The organism is Sphingobacterium prati (assembly GCF_013167215.1).
Taxonomy (GTDB): Bacteria; Bacteroidota; Bacteroidia; order Sphingobacteriales; family Sphingobacteriaceae; genus Sphingobacterium; species Sphingobacterium prati.
Window position 1 is genome coordinate 157,682 of sequence record NZ_JABJWY010000009.1, and the last position, 18,848, is coordinate 176,529.

Annotated in this window: 17 protein-coding genes and 1 tRNA gene; 12 read left to right on the top strand and 6 right to left on the bottom strand. The window is 40.7% G+C overall.

Translation table 11 applies throughout. The features are described 5' to 3' along the window. Positions 1–7: 7 nt before the first annotated feature. Positions 8–1,519, bottom strand: coding sequence for a gluconokinase (locus tag HPC41_RS02050; protein ID WP_172392330.1), 1,512 nt, complete (start codon positions 1,517–1,519; stop codon positions 8–10). A gap of 181 nt (positions 1,520–1,700) precedes the next feature. Between HPC41_RS02050 and HPC41_RS25235 the strand changes: the two genes are divergently transcribed. Both HPC41_RS25235 and HPC41_RS25240 read left to right on the top strand, forming a co-directional pair. Beyond that, a complete protein-coding gene (locus tag HPC41_RS25235; RefSeq protein WP_246250277.1) occupies positions 1,701–2,264 on the top strand; it encodes an NAD(P)-binding domain-containing protein in 564 nt (187 codons plus the stop codon). Positions 2,265–2,350: 86 nt separating this feature from the next. After that, positions 2,351–2,824 carry an NADP(+)-dependent, decarboxylating phosphogluconate dehydrogenase gene (locus HPC41_RS25240; protein ID WP_246250280.1) on the top strand — a complete coding sequence of 158 codons (474 nt, stop codon included), beginning with the start codon at positions 2,351–2,353 and terminating at the stop codon, positions 2,822–2,824. 85 nt (positions 2,825–2,909) lie between these two features. Here HPC41_RS25240 and HPC41_RS02060 read toward each other — a convergent pair. Both HPC41_RS02060 and HPC41_RS02065 read right to left on the bottom strand, forming a co-directional pair. Beyond that, positions 2,910–2,980: transfer RNA gene (locus HPC41_RS02060), tRNA-Thr, on the bottom strand. 123 nt (positions 2,981–3,103) lie between these two features. Then, positions 3,104–4,735, bottom strand: coding sequence for an ATP-binding cassette domain-containing protein (locus tag HPC41_RS02065; protein WP_172392458.1), 1,632 nt, complete (start codon positions 4,733–4,735; stop codon positions 3,104–3,106). 84 nt (positions 4,736–4,819) lie between these two features. Here HPC41_RS02065 and trmD point away from each other — a divergent pair, with 84 nt between their 5' ends. From trmD to dusB, 6 genes are all read left to right on the top strand, one after another. After that, entirely contained in the window at positions 4,820–5,497 is a 678-nt protein-coding gene (gene trmD, locus HPC41_RS02070; protein WP_172392331.1) for a tRNA (guanosine(37)-N1)-methyltransferase TrmD, read from the top strand. A 256-nt stretch (positions 5,498–5,753) separates the two neighbouring features. After that, complete coding sequence (locus HPC41_RS02075) at positions 5,754–7,157, top strand: anthranilate synthase component I family protein (protein ID WP_172392332.1); 1,404 nt, start codon at positions 5,754–5,756, stop codon at positions 7,155–7,157. Next, on the top strand, positions 7,154–7,447 hold the full coding sequence (locus tag HPC41_RS02080; protein WP_172392333.1) for a chorismate mutase: 294 nt from the start codon (positions 7,154–7,156) through the stop codon (positions 7,445–7,447). Before HPC41_RS02075 ends, HPC41_RS02080 begins: the two co-directional genes overlap by 4 nt. After that, entirely contained in the window at positions 7,434–8,006 is a 573-nt protein-coding gene (locus HPC41_RS02085) for an anthranilate synthase component II (protein WP_172392334.1), read from the top strand. The genes HPC41_RS02080 and HPC41_RS02085 overlap by 14 nt, the downstream gene beginning before the upstream one ends. A 112-nt stretch (positions 8,007–8,118) precedes the next feature. After that, a complete protein-coding gene (gene trpC, locus HPC41_RS02090) occupies positions 8,119–8,901 on the top strand; it encodes an indole-3-glycerol phosphate synthase TrpC (RefSeq protein WP_172392335.1) in 783 nt (260 codons plus the stop codon). Between the two features lie 88 nt (positions 8,902–8,989). Then, positions 8,990–9,985 (top strand): tRNA dihydrouridine synthase DusB, encoded by a 996-nt coding sequence (gene dusB / locus HPC41_RS02095; RefSeq protein WP_172392336.1) that lies wholly within the window; start codon positions 8,990–8,992, stop codon positions 9,983–9,985. Positions 9,986–10,128: 143 nt separating this feature from the next. On the opposite strand, the gene HPC41_RS02100 is transcribed toward dusB, so the two are convergent. The 3 genes from HPC41_RS02100 to HPC41_RS02110 all read right to left on the bottom strand — a co-directional run bounded on the left by HPC41_RS02100 (position 10,129) and on the right by HPC41_RS02110 (position 13,218). Next, on the bottom strand, positions 10,129–11,598 hold the full coding sequence (locus HPC41_RS02100; RefSeq protein WP_172392459.1) for a lipopolysaccharide biosynthesis protein: 1,470 nt from the start codon (positions 11,596–11,598) through the stop codon (positions 10,129–10,131). Positions 11,599–11,642: 44 nt separating this feature from the next. Next, positions 11,643–11,924 carry an acylphosphatase gene (locus HPC41_RS02105; RefSeq protein ID WP_172392337.1) on the bottom strand — a complete coding sequence of 94 codons (282 nt, stop codon included), beginning with the start codon at positions 11,922–11,924 and terminating at the stop codon, positions 11,643–11,645. 118 nt (positions 11,925–12,042) lie between these two features. Beyond that, complete coding sequence (locus tag HPC41_RS02110; protein ID WP_172392338.1) at positions 12,043–13,218, bottom strand: amidohydrolase family protein; 1,176 nt, start codon at positions 13,216–13,218, stop codon at positions 12,043–12,045. Between the two features lie 412 nt (positions 13,219–13,630). Here HPC41_RS02110 and HPC41_RS02115 point away from each other — a divergent pair, with 412 nt between their 5' ends. The 4 genes from HPC41_RS02115 to ggt all read left to right on the top strand — a co-directional run bounded on the left by HPC41_RS02115 (position 13,631) and on the right by ggt (position 18,797). Further along, complete coding sequence (locus HPC41_RS02115; protein ID WP_172392339.1) at positions 13,631–16,087, top strand: TonB-dependent receptor; 2,457 nt, start codon at positions 13,631–13,633, stop codon at positions 16,085–16,087. A gap of 135 nt (positions 16,088–16,222) precedes the next feature. Next, a complete protein-coding gene (gene dtd / locus HPC41_RS02120; protein WP_172392340.1) occupies positions 16,223–16,681 on the top strand; it encodes a D-aminoacyl-tRNA deacylase in 459 nt (152 codons plus the stop codon). A gap of 18 nt (positions 16,682–16,699) precedes the next feature. Next, positions 16,700–17,026 (top strand): nucleotide pyrophosphohydrolase, encoded by a 327-nt coding sequence (locus HPC41_RS02125; RefSeq protein WP_172392341.1) that lies wholly within the window; start codon positions 16,700–16,702, stop codon positions 17,024–17,026. A gap of 64 nt (positions 17,027–17,090) precedes the next feature. Beyond that, on the top strand, positions 17,091–18,797 hold the full coding sequence (gene ggt, locus HPC41_RS02130; RefSeq protein WP_343043781.1) for a gamma-glutamyltransferase: 1,707 nt from the start codon (positions 17,091–17,093) through the stop codon (positions 18,795–18,797). Positions 18,798–18,848: the final 51 nt, after the last annotated feature.

Consider the following 18,848-nt stretch of genomic DNA (forward strand, 5'->3'; position numbering starts at 1 on the left):
TATCTAGTTAAAACTCACCTTCCAATATGTGGTACAGGTGTTCAAATTTCTGGAAGTTTTTAATATATACGGCGTGATTCTCGGCACTCGGCTTGTAATAGTGCTCTGTATCTTGCGTTCCCTCCGTTTGCTTGTTTTTTACGGTAGGCTCTCCCCTGTGTATACCCAATGCTTCCAAGCCTATCAATGCTGCTCCCCATGCAGAGCTTTCTACCGTATTTTTGGTGAATACAGGTTTATTGAAAATGTCTGCAAGCATTTGCACCAACAACGATGAACGCGCTAAGCCGCCGCTTGCAAAGATCGTATGAATGGGGCCGGTGTTCTCCTCTAATGCGATTCCTACACTGTAAATTGCAAACAACATCCCTTCCATCATGGCCCGTGCAAAGTGCGCCCTGCCATGATGTAGTTGTATTCCAAAATAAACGCCTTTTGCATTGGAATTCCAATGAGGTGCACGTTCGCCGGTTAGATAGGGCAAGAATATCAAGCCCTCTGCCCCGGGAACGACGGAGTCGACCAAATCATCTAACAACGCGGAAGGATCGCCACCCGCTTCCATTTGGATAAATTCATGCAAAAAGTTATCCCGAAACCAGTTCCGTAATACACCGCCATTGTTAACCGCGCCACCAATTATATATTCATTGGGTCTCAGTAGGTAAGTAAATAGCCTTTGTTTTTTTTCTTGATTTGCCTGCGCACTTGCTACGCGAATAGCTCCACTGGTACCGACAGTTACCGAAGCCACCCCAGGGCTTATAGCCCCTACCCCGAGATTAGCCAAACATCCATCGCTGCCACCTATAACAAAAGGGGTATCTTCAGGGATGTGCATCAAAGCCGCAATTTCTCGGCTAGGCATATTTAAAATATAATCGACCGGAACTGGTGATGCTAGTTGCTCTTCCGATATGCCCGTCAATCTTAACGCCTGATCAGACCATGTTAGCTGATGTATGTCGAAAAGCCCTGTTGCAGATGCAATGGAATGATCGACCACATAAACGCCAAAGAGCCGGTAAAAAAGAAATTCTTTGATACCGATAAACTTGTGCGACTGCGCAAATAATTTTTGATCGTTCGACTTTATCCACATTAATTTGCAGAGCAAAGACATGGGATGTATGGGTGTGCCCGTCTGCTGATAAAGCAGCCTGCCTGCCTCACTTGCCTCCAAGGCAACCGCAATATCCTCGCTTCTGCGATCTGCCCATATCATGCAATTGCTAAGTGGCTTGCCCGCCGAGTCAACAGCTATTAGTCCGTGCATAGCACTGCTCACCGAAATACATACGGGTTTCGGTATCTCGGCACTAGATTGCTTTAAGCTAATCATTACATGCATAATAGACTCAATACATGCCCCATAAACAATCTCCGGATCTTGCTCATACCAGCCTTCCGACGGGTTTAATATGGGATAAGGTATACTATACTGCGACAAGATGTTACCTTCGTAGTCAAATGCAACAGCTTTCGCAGATGATGTCCCAATGTCTAATCCAATAATCATAAATAAAATTGATGTTTAGGAGAGTTCAATATACGGATTATCTGTTGGTTTACAACAAAAGATTCAATACCAGCGAAGTAATTGGAGCGAGAAAAGCGTCTCATACCGATCTGCTGATAATTGTCTCACATAGTATCAACAAAAATGGTAAATTTCATCTTAGAAAAACGGTATTAAACGAATGAGTATAGATAAAATAAATAACTACGATTTTGGAATTGTTGGACTTGGCGTAATGGGACGTAATTTATTGCTGAATATCGCCGACAACGGTTTCGCGGTAGCAGGATTAGACCTTGATCCACAGAAAACTGAGTCATTGGAAGCTGAAGCAAGTGAAGGACACCGCATCAAAGTGACGACCCAAGTAAAAGAGTTTATAGGAGTTTTGCAACAACCCAGAGCAATTATACTTTTGGTGCCAGCCGGAAAGCCGGTTGATATGGCAATTGCCAGTCTTGTTCCGCTTTTGGATAAAGGAGATATAATCATCGACGGCGGAAACACGTACTTTGCGGATACAGACAGAAGATTTAATGAGCTTTCCGGGATGGGTATACATTTCTTCGGAATGGGCATATCTGGAGGAGAAAATGGTGCTCGTCGTGGGCCGAGTTTGATGCCCGGTGGCGACAGAAAGGCATACGAAAGGCTAAGGCCAATATTTGAGGCGGTTTCGGCCAAGGTAATAGGCGAGCCCTGTGCGGAATTTTTAGGCAACGGGTCGGCCGGTGCCGGTGATTGACGCAGCGGTCAATATGCGCGATATGTCCAAATACAAGCCCGAGCGTTTGGAGGCAGCAAAATTACTTCATTGGGAGCGATGAGCTGTTGATCTCCCCACAACAGCTCATCGCTCGCTTAAAAGATGCATTGTACTTTGTGATCATCACGACCTATGCGCAAGGTTTGGCACAGCTTACTGTTGCATCTGAAAGCTACAGCTATGAGCTAGATTTACAGGTGGTAACCAAAGTTTGGCGTGGCGGCTGCATTATTCGCGCGGCTTTGCTCGAGGACTTTAGAAAAGCCTATGCGGCCAATCCGGACTTGCGTAATATCCTACTCGATAGCGCCATTGCACACAAGTTGCTGAGCACGCAGGCCAGCCTTCGCGAGGTATTGAAAGATGCTATCGCAAACGGGATACCCGTACCCGGATACGTAAACGCACTCTCTTATTTTGATGCCTACCGATCGGAAAAATTACCTACAAATATAATACAAGCACAACGAGACTATTTTGGCGCACATACCTATGAACGTATTGATCAGGAAGGTATCTTTCACACACTTTGGCATTAAGGGACAAAAGCTTGAAGATTCGATTTAATCTTCGTTTAAAACGCAAAAAAGCGGCTTTTTTATATAAAGCCGCTTTTTATAACTGAGCCTCCTATCGGGATGAACCAATGACCTGCTGATTACAAGTCAGTTGCTCTACCAGCTGAGCTAAAAAGGTTTCGTTTACAGATAAAGTTCATGATTTCTGTACTGCAAATATCGGGATTCGAGCAAAAAATTGTAATGTATGATTATATGTGATAGACTAACAGCATACATTACACTCCGTTGATTTAGATGCTATCGCTCAATATCCTTCAAATTGCTCATTTTCTTATATTCCAGGAATCCTTTGATGTCCTCAAAATGTTCACGGACACGTTTATTGCCAAATTCGAATACTTTCTCCGCTAAACCGTCCAAAAAGTCACGGTCATGTGAAACGAGGATCAATGTACCATCAAAATCTTTTAAGGCATCCTTTATAATATCCTTGGTCTTCATATCCAAATGGTTTGTAGGCTCATCCAGAATCAGCACATTCACAGGCTCCAAAAGAAGTTTTATCATCGCTAGACGCGTACGCTCACCCCCGGATAATACCTTAACTTTTTTGGTCGTGTCGTCTCCACTGAACATGAAAGCGCCCAAAAGATCTTTCATTTTTACACGCACATCGCCTACCGCGATTTGGTCAATGGTATCAAAAACAGTCAGTTCACCATCCAGCAAGGCCGCTTGATTCTGAGCAAAATAACCAATCTTGGCATTATGACCTACCTTTAGCGTTCCTTCAAAATCTATCTCGCCCATAATGGCTTTGATCATGGTCGATTTACCCTCTCCATTTTTACCGACAAAAGCAACCTTTTCTCCACGTTCAATCACCATATTGGCTTTTTGGAATACCACATGCTCATCATAAGCTTTAGTAAGGTCCTCGACAATGACTGGATATTGCCCCGACCGAGGTGAAGGTGGAAATTTTAGGCGCAAGGCCGAAGTATCCACTTCGTCAATTTCGATAACCTCTAATTTCTCCAACATCTTTACGCGCGATTGTACCTGTAAGGTCTTGGAATAAGTGCCTCTGAAGCGATCAATGAATTCCTGATTGTCAGCAATAAAACGCTGCTGTTCCTCATAAGCTTTCAATTGATGCTGACGTCTTTCCTGACGCAGTTCCAAATAGTGGCTATATTTAGCTCGATAGTCATAAATACGACCCATCGTCACCTCAATGGTACGGTTGGTGATATTATCAACAAATGCCCTATCGTGTGAAATAACAATAACTGCCTTGGCTGAATTTACCAGGAAATCCTCCAGCCATTGGATACTCTCGATATCCATGTGGTTGGTAGGCTCATCAAGCAAAATCAGATCGGGCTTTTTCAATAATATCTTGGCCAGCTCGATACGCATGCGCCATCCTCCTGAGAACTCCGAGGTCTGTCGGGTAAAGTCAGAACGTTCGAAACCAAGCCCCTTCAATACCTTTTCTACTTCCGCGTCGTAATTGACCTCTTCGATCGAATAAAATTTCTCACTCAGTTCCGACACCCGTTCGATCAACAGCATGTAATCATCCGATTCATAATCTGTACGGATATTCAATTGCTCGTTCAGACGCTCCAATTCATCCCGCATCCCATACACCTCCTCAAAAGCTTTGGATGTTTCCTCAAAAACCGTTACATGGTCCTGTGTCAACAAATGTTGTGGTAGGTATGCAATGACCGCATCTTTAGGGCCAGCGACATTCCCCGTCGTAGGCTTACCCACCCCGGCGATAATTTTCAGCAAGGTAGATTTACCCGCACCGTTCTTACCCATCAATGCAATCTTATCATTCTCATTGATGGAGAATGATACATCCGAAAAAAGAGTTGTTCCCCCAAAGGAAACAGAAATATTATTTACGTCAATCACTGTATGTACACTTAAATTTGCCACAAAGATAAGCGAATCAATCTTATAAATAGACAATGGAGCATTTTTGTGTATCTTTGTGCCATGCGTTTTGATATTATTACGGTCTTACCAGACCTTTTGGAAAGTCCATTTGCACACTCTATTTTGCAACGTGCAAAAAATAAAGGCCTCGCGGAGATATATGTACACAATTTAAGAGATTACTCAACTAATAAGCACAAAAGTGTAGACGATTACCCCTATGGCGGTGGCTCCGGCATGGTACTCCAGATCGAGCCCTTTGCCAAGTGCATTGAACAATTGCAGGCTGAACGGGCATACGATGAAATCATCTATATGACTCCCGATGGTGAAACTTTCAATCAGGATATCGCAAATAGGCTCTCGACAAAGGGTAACATGATGATTCTCTGCGGTCACTACAAAGGCATAGACCAGCGCATCAGGGATATCTACGTGACAAAGGAAATCTCGGTAGGTGATTATGTGCTATCTGGGGGTGAACTTCCAGCAGCAATTGTTACAGACGCAATCATCCGCCTGATCCCCGGAGTTTTATCCGATGAGACCTCTGCACTTTCGGATTCTTTTCAAGATGGTTTATTGGATGCACCGATCTATACGCGCCCCGCAGACTGGAAAGGGCACAAAGTACCCGATATTCTGCTCAGCGGACACGAAGCAAATATCGCCACCTGGAAGCATGAACAACAGTTGAAAAGAACGCAGGAAAGACGCCCAGATTTATTAAATGATTAAGAAATATGGGGAATTTTTGTTTTTTTATCACAAAAAGTTTGCTTATTTATTTTTTTTTATAAATTTGTGTAATAATGACACGAAGATATACAAATACAAATTGGTGGTGGCCTGAAGCAATAAGCATCGGGAACTAATTGGTATTGTCAAAATATTTCATAATCAACCAAAACCATTTATGGAAATTCCAAACCCGATGCTAGACAGTATCGGGTTTTTTTATGTATAAAATTAGCACAGCGAAGAAAAGAATAAAATGAAGTATAAATTCAAAACACAGAGCAGAAAGTTGCTCGCCGATACAACAACACCGGTGAGTATTTATCTTCGGTTACGGGATATCTTTCCAAATTCACTGCTATTGGAAAGTTCGGACTACCACAGTCGTGACAATAACATCAGTTATATCTGTTGCCAGCCTATCGCAGGTATTCAGCTCGACGAGCGGGAACTGACCTTAACCTATCCCGGAAAAGAACGGATTGTCAAAAATGCATATGAAATTGACTTGCGCCAGGAGGTTTCAGATTTTCGGAATTCTTTTGAAGATTCAACGATCGCCGAACTGAATTTAACCTCCAATGGTCTATTCGGTTACTTTACATTTGACTGCATTGAGCATTTTGAGGATATCAAGCTGACCACAGCTGCCGATCCGGCGCGGAAAATTCCATTTATGCAATATCACGTCTACAAGTACGTGATTGCCATTGACCATTTTCGTAACCAGCTTTATATCTTTGAACACCTTTTGGAAGATGAAGAGTCGGAACTGGAACGTATACAATTCCTGATCCAGAACAAAAACTTTCCGGAGTATACATTTAAATTAGCTGGTGAAGAACGTTCCAATCGGACAGATGAGGAGCACCGTCAATTGGTAAAAAAAATGAAGGAACATATCCAACGTGGTGACGTATTTCAGATTGTTCCTTCCCGTGGGTTCAGAACACCTTTCTCGGGAGACGAATTTAATGTCTATCGTGCATTGCGTTCCATCAACCCCTCGCCTTACCTATTCTATTTTGATTATGGTGATTTTAAATTATTCGGATCATCGCCCGAGGCGCAGTTGCGCATCCACGGCAAACAGGCGACTATCTTCCCTATTGCCGGAACGTTCAAAAGAACCGGAAACATGGAAGAAGATCAAAAAATTGCCTCAAGATTGAAGCAAGATCCAAAAGAGACATCCGAACATGTGATGTTGGTAGACCTTGCCCGGAATGATCTGAGCAGACACTGCACCCAGGTAAAGGTTGAATCCTATATGGAACCACAATATTATTCCCATATCATCCATCTGGTATCGAAGGTAACTGGCGTCCTGAAGGACAATATCAACCCCTTCGACATTGTAGGGGATACTTATCCTGCCGGAACATTGTCCGGAGCACCAAAACATATGGCCCTGACGCTCATTGATCGTTATGAAGGATTACAACGTTCTTTCTACTCGGGAGCAATCGGTTTTATGGGTTTCAATGGAGATTTCAATCATGCCATCATGATCCGCTCCTTCCTGAGCAAACAAAATACCCTGCATTATCAGGCGGGTGGCGGAATTGTACTGGACTCCGATCCGGAAATGGAACTTCAGGAAGTCAATAATAAAATAGCTGCTTTGCGAAAAGCATTACAATTAGCAGAAACGTTATGATAAGACCATTAGAATACTGTGTCAATACCCAACATATCAATGTTTCGATCGACACCATCGACAACCGCATCGTTGAACTGTTGGCCTTACGGAAAACATATCTCAATAAGGCGAAAACATTGGATGATCATACAGATACTGAGCAACATATTGTTAAAAATATCGGCAGCAATCAGGCGACACTAGCCAAGAAATTCGATCTGCCGGTTGAATTTGTACAAGCTATATTTCAGGAAATAGATAATTACTTTAATCAGGACTATACAACAAGAGGTTATGAGCAACAATAAAATCGTTGTCATCGACAATTACGATTCATTCACCTATAATTTGGTTCATTTGCTCCAGGAGTTGGGACAAGACTACGTGGTGTTGAGAAATGATAAATTCAAACTGGAAGAGCTGGAAGCTTTTGATAAGATCCTTCTTTCCCCTGGCCCCGGAATTCCTGAGGAGGCTGGTTTATTGCTTGATGTGATCCGTACCTATGCTCCGCACAAAAGTATATTGGGGATCTGTTTAGGCCAACAGGCGATCGCCGAAGTATTTGGCGGCACCTTATTTAATATGGAAAAGCCTTTGCATGGCGTCGCAACAAGCATTATTGTAACGGATGAATCCGAAAAGTTATTTCGGGATTTCCCAAAAGACTCCAAAATTGGTCGCTACCATTCATGGGCGGTGAATAAAGATACATTGCCGAATACACTTAAAGTTACGGCTGTGGATGAAAATGGCATCATCATGGCACTGACGCATAGGGAATATGATGTGCGTGGAATGCAGTTCCATCCGGAATCAGTACTCACAACAAATGGAAAAAAATTAATTGAAAACTGGCTAGTTTAGTATCTCAAGACTTAAACTGCAATACTAAAAAATTAAAATAGAGAAAATCTGTCAGCCGAAGGCTTAAAGTACTAAAATCTCAATACTCAATACTAATATCTTAATACTACAAATGACTATACTCGATAAAATCATTGAACGAAAAAGAATAGAGGTTGAAAAGGCCAAAGCTTTGGTTCCTTCCGAAGATCTATTGAACTACCCCTATTTTAGCGTAGCTTGTCTCTCCTTGCGCGAATCGATATTAGATCCTGAAAAGACAGGAATTATTGCTGAATATAAACGTGCATCACCATCAAAAGGAAATATCAACAGTACAGCAAAAGTCGAAGATGTCGTCAGGGCCTATGAAGAAGCTGGTGCTTCAGCAGTCTCTGTTCTAACGGACGCTGATTTCTTCAAGGGCAATCTTCAAGATCTTTCCAAAGCAAGGGAAGCAATTAATATCCCTATTTTGCGCAAAGAATTTATTGTCGACAAATATCAGATAACTGAGGCTAAAGCCTATGGTGCCGATGTGATTCTCTTGATAGCAGCTTGCCTCACAAGGGAAGAAGTTCAGGAATTTGCGGCATATGCCCATCAGATCGGACTCAATGTATTACTTGAAGTACATAATGAACAGGAACTTTTAGATAATCTTTTTGACGACATTGATGCCATTGGTGTCAATAATAGAAACCTAAAAGATTTCACAGTAGATCTACAACATTCCTATGATCTCTTGGATAAGATTCCATCCGAATATATTAAAGTCTCCGAAAGTGGCATCTCAGACCCCAAAACTATTAAAGCGCTAAAATCTGCAGGTTTTCAAAGCTTTTTAATCGGTGAAAACTTTATGAGAACTGCGGATCCGGGTAAAGCAATCAAAGATTTTGTTAGGGCATTATAAATTCAATTAGCGGAATAGGTTGATATAGAGAGCTGTTTCACAATATTTGTTTTAATATCAATTTTGTACCTTTGTAAAAAAAATTGAGATGTCGGTCAAGATTGGTGAAAATATTGATTTGGGTGAATTCCCTTTGCTACTTGCTCCGATGGAGGACGTCAGCGATCCTCCATTTCGGTATGTTTGCAAACAAAATGGTGTTGATTTAATGTATACTGAATTCATTTCTTCGGAAGGATTGATTCGTGATGCGGCCAAATCTGTTCAAAAACTTGATATTTTTGAATATGAACGCCCCATTGGTATCCAGATCTTTGGTGGAGATATTGAAAGTATGCGTCAATCAGCTGAAATCTGTACGAAAGCGAATCCGAATCTGATTGATATCAATTATGGCTGTCCGGTTAAGAAAGTGGTATGTAAGGGCGCTGGCTCTTCTTTGTTACAGGACATTGATAAAATGGTTGCAATGACCAAAGCTGTTGTCGAAGCAACACATCTACCTGTGACGGTAAAAACACGTCTTGGATGGGACGACAATACCAAAAATGTTTACGAGGTAGCGGAGCGACTGCAAGATGTCGGTATCAAAGCATTGGCGATTCACGGACGTACCCGTGCACAACTGTACAAAGGCGAGGCAGACTGGTCTATGATCCGTGATATCAAACGCAATCCACGCATTCAGATTCCAATTTTTGGTAATGGTGATGTGGATTCTGTCGAAAAAGCAGCGGCCTGGAGACAAGAATATGAGGTGGATGGCATTATGATCGGCCGTGCCGCGATTGGCTACCCTTGGATCTTTCGAGAAATCAAGCATTTCTTCCATACTGGGGAGCGCTTGGAAGGACCTACTATTGCCGAACGTGTGGAAGTCTGCCGGACACACTTAAATAAATCCATTGAATGGAAAGGGGATAAATTGGGAATCTTTGAAATGCGTAGACATTATGCAAATTATTTCAAAGGAATTCCAAACTTCAAAGAATGTAGAATGAAACTGGTCAGCTTGCAGACACAAGATGAAATTTTAGATGTCCTACATGATATTGAACACAACTTTACAGCCGAAATGGTGTAAGATTCAACGATAAACAAGGTCACATTGATACAAATTCAATGCGACCTTGTTCTTTTATCTCATTCGTATCTGCCTTATAGCTTCTCCAAGGATTTGCAATGCTAAACGGGTTTGTTTTTATTTTTTGAATAGCTCCTTTTTCATTAAGCACCCTTTTTAATGAATTGCTTTAGCTGATTGCGTTCCATCAGAAATACGCCACCTATATAGATAATCAGCAAACCGTTTCCAATGAACACATTGTGCTGGAAGACAAAGTAGGATAAATAAGAAAATACGATCCCCACTAAAATATATGTTAATATTTTTCCCAGTTTATAGGGTATAGGATAATGTTTTTGTCCCCAAACATAAGATAGGACAACCATAGAAAAATAGGCCATAAATGTGACGATCGATGCCCCCACATAACTATATTTAGGAATCAGATAGTAGTTCGCCAAAATGGTTATTCCTGCGCCTACAAGTGAAATATACAAAGCGTACCGCGTTTGGTCAGAAAGCTTATACCAAACCGAAAGATTCATATAGATCCCTAGCAGGACATAGTTGAACAGTAGTAAAGGAACAATGAAAAGTCCAGACCAATATAAATCACGCGTTTCCATATTTCCTTTAATAAAATATTTCAACCAGTCAATATTCGCTGTAATACCAAGCATGACCAACATCATGGCTATCACAAAATACTCCATGATCAACGCATAGGTCCTCTTTGCATTTGCATTCTTTGCGTAAGAAAAGAAAAATGGTTCGGCCCCCAGTCTGAAAGCCTGAACAAAAATACTCAGAAACATAGCTAGTTTTCCAACCGCCCCATATATACCCAAATCGCGATCCCCAATGTCTTTCGGCAGATAGATCGGCAGTACAATCTTGTCTAAGTTTTCATTAATAATATAGGAAATATTGGCAATTAAAATTGGAAAACTATAGGATAGCATCTTTAAAATCAGCTGTTTTTCTGGTTTAAAATAGAATCCTCTCATTTCAGGTAGCAGTAATAGAAAAGTCATTGCGCTTGCCACAATATTGGAAATAAAAACATAACCGATCCATTCATTTCTGTACCAACTGGTACACCAAACTCCCAAAGCCCCCCCTTCGTTGATTAAATAGGGAACAAAAGCAATAAAGAATAAATTCAGAATAACCATAATACCGATATTAGCTAATTTAATAGCTCCAAATCGGATAGGTCTTCCCTCAGATCTTAATTTTGCAAAAGGAACGATAGCTAACGCATCCAATGCCAATATCAGCGCAAAATACTTCACATAGCTCTCATAATCCGCATTATAAACACCTTTATTTAACCAACTGCCTATTGTACCTGCAAAGACAATGGCCGTTATAAAAAATAATGTCGCCAATGAGGCTATAACGATAAAACTATTGTTGAAAACCTGTTTTTTATCTTTTTCTTCTACTTTTTGAAGAAACCGAAAAAAAGTAGTTTCCATTCCAAATGCCAGAACAGCATTGATCATGGACGCCCAGGCATACATATTGGTAAATATTCCGTAGGATGCCGGTGGATATTTGAGGACATACAATGGCGTCATGACGAAATACAGCATGCGTGCTATAATCGTACTCAGGCCATAAATCATGGTCTGCCCGGCGAATTTCTTTAGTACTGACAAAACGGAAAGGCTTAGGATTGAACTCTTTTAATCACTTCAAAATTAGAAAAGCCTTTCAACTCGCCTTCCTTAACTTCAACAGCTTCAACATTTGCCTCATCCGGACCTTCCTGGCAGAAGTCCAGCAGTGAATCAAGTGCAAAATCGTCCCCTTCGGCCTCAATATAGACAGACCCATCCTTTTGATTGAGCACAAAGCCCTTTACACCAACCTGATCCGCAACGGCTTTGGCTGTCAATCGAAAAAAAACGCCTTGTACTTTACCTCTTATTGAAATATTCAAATGTTTCATCTGTATTTTATTTTTTCTTCCATCTGACTGATGGCGCTTACCGTGACTATAGTTTCATTACTATAGTCACGGTAGGTTCATAAGAGCAAAAGTACAGAAGTTTTTGTGGAATTAAATACTATGCTAAACGTTTGATTTTAACTTTATCTGTTAGACGCATATGTTCCATTCCTTCTAGCAGAATAATCCCCGGTTTTTTACCGATTTCCAAAGATCCATATTCGTCCTGGATATTCAATGCAATAGCTCCGTTGATCGTTGCCCATTGAATTGTTTGCAAAAAGTCTAAATCATCAAAATGTGCATGCAATACCTTCAACTCTTCCAATACGGAAAGTGTATCATTCGACGCGAGACTATCCGTTCCGATAACTAAACGTTGTCCGGCGTTTATAAAATTATGAACCTTAGGTAAGGTACCTTCGATATATAAATTTGCTTTTGGACACAAACACCACACAACATCCCGATCCATACGCTCCACAAAATCCAAATCTTTTAATGAAGTATAAGTATTATGAACTAACAACAACTTATTTGGATAAGGTAAATAAGGTAAATAAGACTGGATAGAATTCCGGGCTTGCGCTTTAATAGAATCTGCATTTTTCCCAATGCTCGCATAGAAATCCAGGAAAGCTCCTATTTTATATCGGAATAACTTATTCTCCTCGTCACTCTCTTGATTATGAATACTAATGATATTAGATTCGGGTACTGATTTTTTAAATTTCTTAAAAAGAACTTTCGAACAGGAATAAGGGGCATGTGGCGTAATAGACACATGTCCATTTCTAAACTCTTGTGTTAAAGATTTGGCTTCTTTTAATTTAAAATCAGCTTCTTCAGGTTCGACACCCATCACCTCCACAAACGTATGATAAAGTATCTTAGAGTCCTCCTTCAGTTTAGAAGAATTATCCGTATTCGCATGGTCCCCCACGGCCACGATACCATTTTCATACATCTCTCTATCCGCTTTTGCCATCGCATCATCCATTTTTTTCATCGACGCCCCACGTGAGGTCATCACTTGGCTCAAGAAGTTCGGAAGCCCCGTGCCTTTGGGCACGACTCCTTTCATATGTGACAATTCAATATGGCAATGGGCATTGATAAAACCTGGTATAATCACTCCTTCATACCTTTCGATTTTGGTTTTATCAGTTTGTGTAAACGTAGCAGGGTCATAGACTCCTTGAATTATCCCCTCCTCATCGATCGCTACAATGCCATCTTTTATTGGCATTGAAGTCATCGGTAGAACATAGTTTGCGCTTAAATACTTTAACATTTTATCTCCTCACTCTCAAATTAGTAACTAAAAAATTTTTGACCAATATGAATACATACTAACAGTAGAAAATTCTATGCCAAGGTACCTAAAAAGAACAATAAATACCAAAAACAACCTTAAATGCAATATTTTAAATCAAAAAGAAATTTTAACATATTTTTCACTAAGCTTATTTTTTGTCAAAAATAACATCACTATAGATCATTCCGATTTTAATTTATATATTAGCGCCATCGATTAGGGGTGCCTTGTTTTGTCAGAAACACAAATAAAGGCTGAGATCATACCCAACAGATTAAGTTCTGTGCACCTGATCCAGGTAATGCTGGCGGAGGGAAAGGTTAGTTAAATAGAACGATCATAGTTACCCCTTTCTATGATTTGTTTAACTTAAACAAAATACATCAACATGATCAAATTTTTGATTTGTAGCGCTTTAGCTACTACTTCTGTACAAATTGCTGTTGCCCAGCACAATTTGACGATTAAAACTGTAGACAGGGATACACAAAGCCCCCTACAAAATGCATCCATATCCATTGACGGCCAAACTTCTTTTACAACTAAATCGGACAAAGATGGTCTGATCAAATTATATAATATCGAGGATGGAAGGCATACCGTCCAGGTCTCATTTGTGGGATATCAAACCTCGACTCAACATCTAAACATTCAGCGAGATATGGAATTGACCGTTCAACTTGATCCAAAAACAATTCGTACGGAAGAGGTGCTTGTGGTATCTACCAGAGCAAAAAAGAATGCACCAACTACATTCAAGAACATTTCAAAAGATGAGATCACCCGGAATAATTTAGGACAAGATATCCCCTACCTCCTGAATCAGACTCCCTCTGTACAGATAAGCTCCGATGCTGGCGCTGGTATAGGATATACAAATATGACGATCCGGGGTTCGGATAATCAGCGCATCAATGTGACACTAAACGGCATCCCGCTAAATGATGCTGAAAGCATGGGCTCATTCTTTGTCAATCTCCCAGATTTTGCGTCATCCACAGAAAGCATCCAAGTGCAACGTGGAATTGGAACATCCACAAATGGAGCTGGATCCTTCGGTGCTTCTTTGAATATTCAATCAAATACACTGGCCGAAAAACCCTATGCCGAGCTCAATAATTCATTCGGATCTTATAATACATGGAAGAATACCGTAAAGTTCGGCTCGGGATTGATCAACGATAAATTTGCTTTCAATGCCCGATTATCCCGGATCAGTAGTGATGGTTATATCGAAAGAGGTGCTTCTGACTTGCAGTCCTTTTATATCGACGGGGGCTACTATGGTAAGAAGCATACTTTAAAAGGAATCGTATTCTGGGGAAAAGAAAAGACTTACCAAGCTTGGAATGGGGTGCCGGAACCACTGATCACAGGTGATAGATCTCGTATGGATGACTATGCGGATTATGGACTCGCTGTATCCGGAACAGAGAAAGACCGCTTTATGAATGCAGGAAGGAACTACAATCTATATACCTACAAAAACCAAACGGACAACTACACGCAAAAACATCACCAGATTCATTACACAAATATCCTCAGTGATAAACTGACGTTGAACACTGCCTTACATTATACAAGAGGTTACGGTTACTATGAAGAATTTAGGCAGGCTGACAAATTGAGTAAATACGGACTGCCAAATGTGACGATAGGAAAAGATACCATAAAGACAACAGACTTAGTCAGACGGAGATGGCTTGATAATTATTTTTATGGAATGACTTATTCATTAAACTACAAACCCAATGATCAACTTGAACTTATATGGGGTGGTGCGTACAACCAATATAGCGGAAAGCATTATGGCGAAGTAATCTGGGCACAATACGCATCAACGGGATTTTTGGATGACAAATATTACTTTGGAAAATCCCAGAAAAATGACTTCAGCAATTTCCTAAAGGTAGATTACAAATTGGACAAATGGATCTTGATGGCCGATGTACAATACCGAAATGTAGACTACCATATGTACGGTGATGATGATAAAGTTAAAAACTACAACTACCATCCAAAATTCAATTTTCTGAATCCCAAAGTTGGTGCAACCTTTCTGCTAAATGATTATGCAAATATCTATGCTTCCTACGCCTTTGCACAAAAAGAGCCTGTACGGAAAGATTTTATAGAGAAAAATAGCAAGCTGCCAGATCCAACGCCAGAAAAAATGCAGGACATTGAACTTGGCTATAGATTCACCGATACGAAGTTCACTATCGGATTGAATGGATATGGGATGTTTTATAGAGATCAATTGATTCCAACAGGTGAAATCAGTGATACCGGCGCTCCTATCCGACAAAATGTGAAAGACAGCTATCGAATCGGGGTGGAATTTGATGGGGCATGGAATATCAATAAGCAATTGAACTGGAAGGCGACTGCCAGCTTCAGTAAAAACAGAATTAACAATTTTGAAGAAATTGTGAAAGATATAGACGGAGTCAGCCCAGATACCAAAATTTTCTATCCAAAGACCGATATCGCCCTGTCTCCAAATACTATTATATCCAGCAATTTCTCCTATAGCCCTATTGAGTCGATCACATTTTCATTGCTATCAAAGTATGTCGGTCAACAATATCTCGATAATTCCTCTGCCAAGGAAAGAAGCATCTCTTCCTACTTTGTTAACAATCTATTAGCGAATTACAACTTTTCAGCGCTCGGCGTCAAAGACATTAACCTAAGTTTACAGGTTAATAACTTACTGAATGAAAAATATGAAACCAACGGCTATACCTTTGGCTGGATGGAAGGTGATGCCAGAAAATATTACAATTTTTACTTTCCACAGGCACCTACAAATTTTATGTTGGGCTTAAATATCAAATTTTAACAGTTAACAAAATATTCATATAAAAGCCTCCTTTTCTACTTAAGATAAGGGGGCTTTTTATTTGATATAGGTAAATGCTACATTGGATCGTGATTCACGATTGGAATTTTTAACTTTGGTTTTATAAATTTCATTATGCGCGCAGTAATACAACGGGTAAAACATGCATCCTGCACAGTTGACGAACAGATCACTGGACAAATTGAAAAAGGTTTAATGATACTATTGGGAATAGAAGAAGCCGATACATTGGAAGACCTAAAATGGTTGGGACAAAAATTTGTTAACCTCCGGATTTTTGAAGATGAGCAAGGACTAATGAATAAATCCATACAGGATATCGACGGCAATATTTTATTAATTTCTCAGTTCACCTTATTTGCTCAGACAAAAAAAGGAAATAGACCATCATTCATTCGGGCAGCCAAACCTGACACTGCCAAGCCGCTTTATGAGGAAATGGCCAAACTGCTTTCCCAGCTGATCAATAAGCCTATTCAGCTCGGCGTATTTGGAGCCGATATGAAAATCAATTTATTGAACGATGGCCCCGTCACCATAATGATGGATACAAAAGATAAGGACAATTTTTAAACTACTTAATCCAAAAAAATGACAATCAAAGAAGCACAGGAAGTAATTGATAAATGGATCAATACAACAGGCATACGCTATTTTAACGAGCTGACAAATACGGCGATGCTTATGGAGGAGGTTGGCGAAGTTGCACGGATCATGGCCAGACAATACGGTGAGCAATCATTCAAAAAATCAGATAAAGAAGTTAATCTGGCTGACGAAATGGCCGATGTATTGTTTGTCTTAATGTGCCTCGCGAATCAAACCGGTATAGACCTTACTGAAGCATTGGAAAAGAACCTTCAAAAAAAATCCATCCGGGATGCAGAGCGTCATAAAAACAACCAGAAGCTAAAATAATACCATTATATTTTATTTGCGTTAACGGTTTAATAACAAGGTGACGCACCATTTTAAAGTAGACATGATGAATAAACTATTTATTTATTCGCTAATAACAGGTTTCCTATTCACCTCTTGTTCCACTACACGTAGGCAATTGGGGGCTTATAAGACCAATCCGGATACATTTAACAAAGCAGCTGTGGTCACTGCCCATCCCTTGGCTTCCGAAGTCGGGGTAATGATCTTGAAAAAGGGCGGAAATGCTATTGATGCGGCTGTTGCAGTACAATTTGCCCTTGCTGTTGTCTATCCCAATGCAGGCAATATTGGTGGAGGTGGATTTATGCTATATCGCAATAACCAAGGTCAATACGATGCATTGGATTTTCGGGAGACTGCCCCCAAAAAGGCTCATCGGGACATGTATCTGGACGCACAAAAGAATGTTATTCCTAATCTGAGCTTATACAGCCGGTTGGCGTCAGGTATTCCAGGTTCTGTTGCCGGAATGTGGGAAGCACATCAGAAATATGGAAAGCTGGCCTGGAAAGATCTGCTGACCCCAGCAATTGACCTTGCAAGAAAAGGTTTTGAGATCAGCGAAAGACAAGCTAAGGAATTTGAGAGTCACAAAGAAAGATTTGTAAGGTTAAACCCCACCGGCGCAGCAATTATAAAAAATACAACATGGAAAACAGGCGATCTATTTATCCAGGTAGATCTAGCCAGCACCATCGAAAGAATCGCCAATGAAGGCCGGGATGGTTTTTATAAAGGAAAAACTGCTGATTTTCTCGTTGCCGAAATGAATAAGGACAAAGGCATTATTACACATGAGGATCTAACGAGCTATCGGGCACTCTGGCGTGCCCCGATTGCATCAAGCTATAGAGGACACAAAGTCGTTTCGATGCCCCCGCCATCGAGCGGAGGTACATCTTTAATCGCTTTGTTAAAGTCAGTCGAACAGTTCCCTCTGCAGCGTTGGGGATTCCAGACAGACTCGGCAATACGTGTTATCGTAGAAGCGGAACGTCATGTGTATGCAAATAGGGCAAAGTATTTAGGGGATCCTGATTTTATCAATGTTCCTGTACAGCAACTGGTGGATTCCACTACAAACGCGGCTAAACTTAACCCTTTTAATTTCCGTCAGGCGACATTAAGTAAAAATGTCAATGCTGATGTCATTCCGGGCTATGAAAGCGAACAAACAACACATTTCAACATTGTTGATGAAGAAGGAAATGCTGTATCTATTACCACGACACTAAATGACTCTTATGGATCGGGTGTCTTCGTGAATGGGGCAGGATTTCTCCTGAATAATGAAATGGACGATTTTTCGATAAAAACTGGTGTTCCGAATATGTATGGGCTGACAGGAGAAAGGGCGAATGAAATCCAACCAGGGAAAAGAATGTTAAGTTCAATGACTCCAACTATTCTGGAAAAGAATGGTAAACTATTTATGGTTGTGGGGACTCCGGGAGGTTCGACTATTATTACCTCTGTTTTCCAGACAATACTGAATGTGATCGATTTTGGTCAAAATGCACAATCCGCCGTGAGTTCACCCCGGTTTCACCATCAATGGCTCCCGGACCATATTGATGTTGAAAAGGATGCTATTGATATGACGCTTCGGGACAAATTAATAAAGGATGGCTATATAATAAACCCAAGAGGAAATATCGGGCGTGTAGAAAACATCCTTATCCTTCCAAACGGCAAATTGCAGACCGGCGCCGATCCACGTGGAGATGATACGGCAAAAGGATATTAGACCTCAAATAAAAAGCTCATCTGGAATACCAAATGAGCTTTTTTATATCAG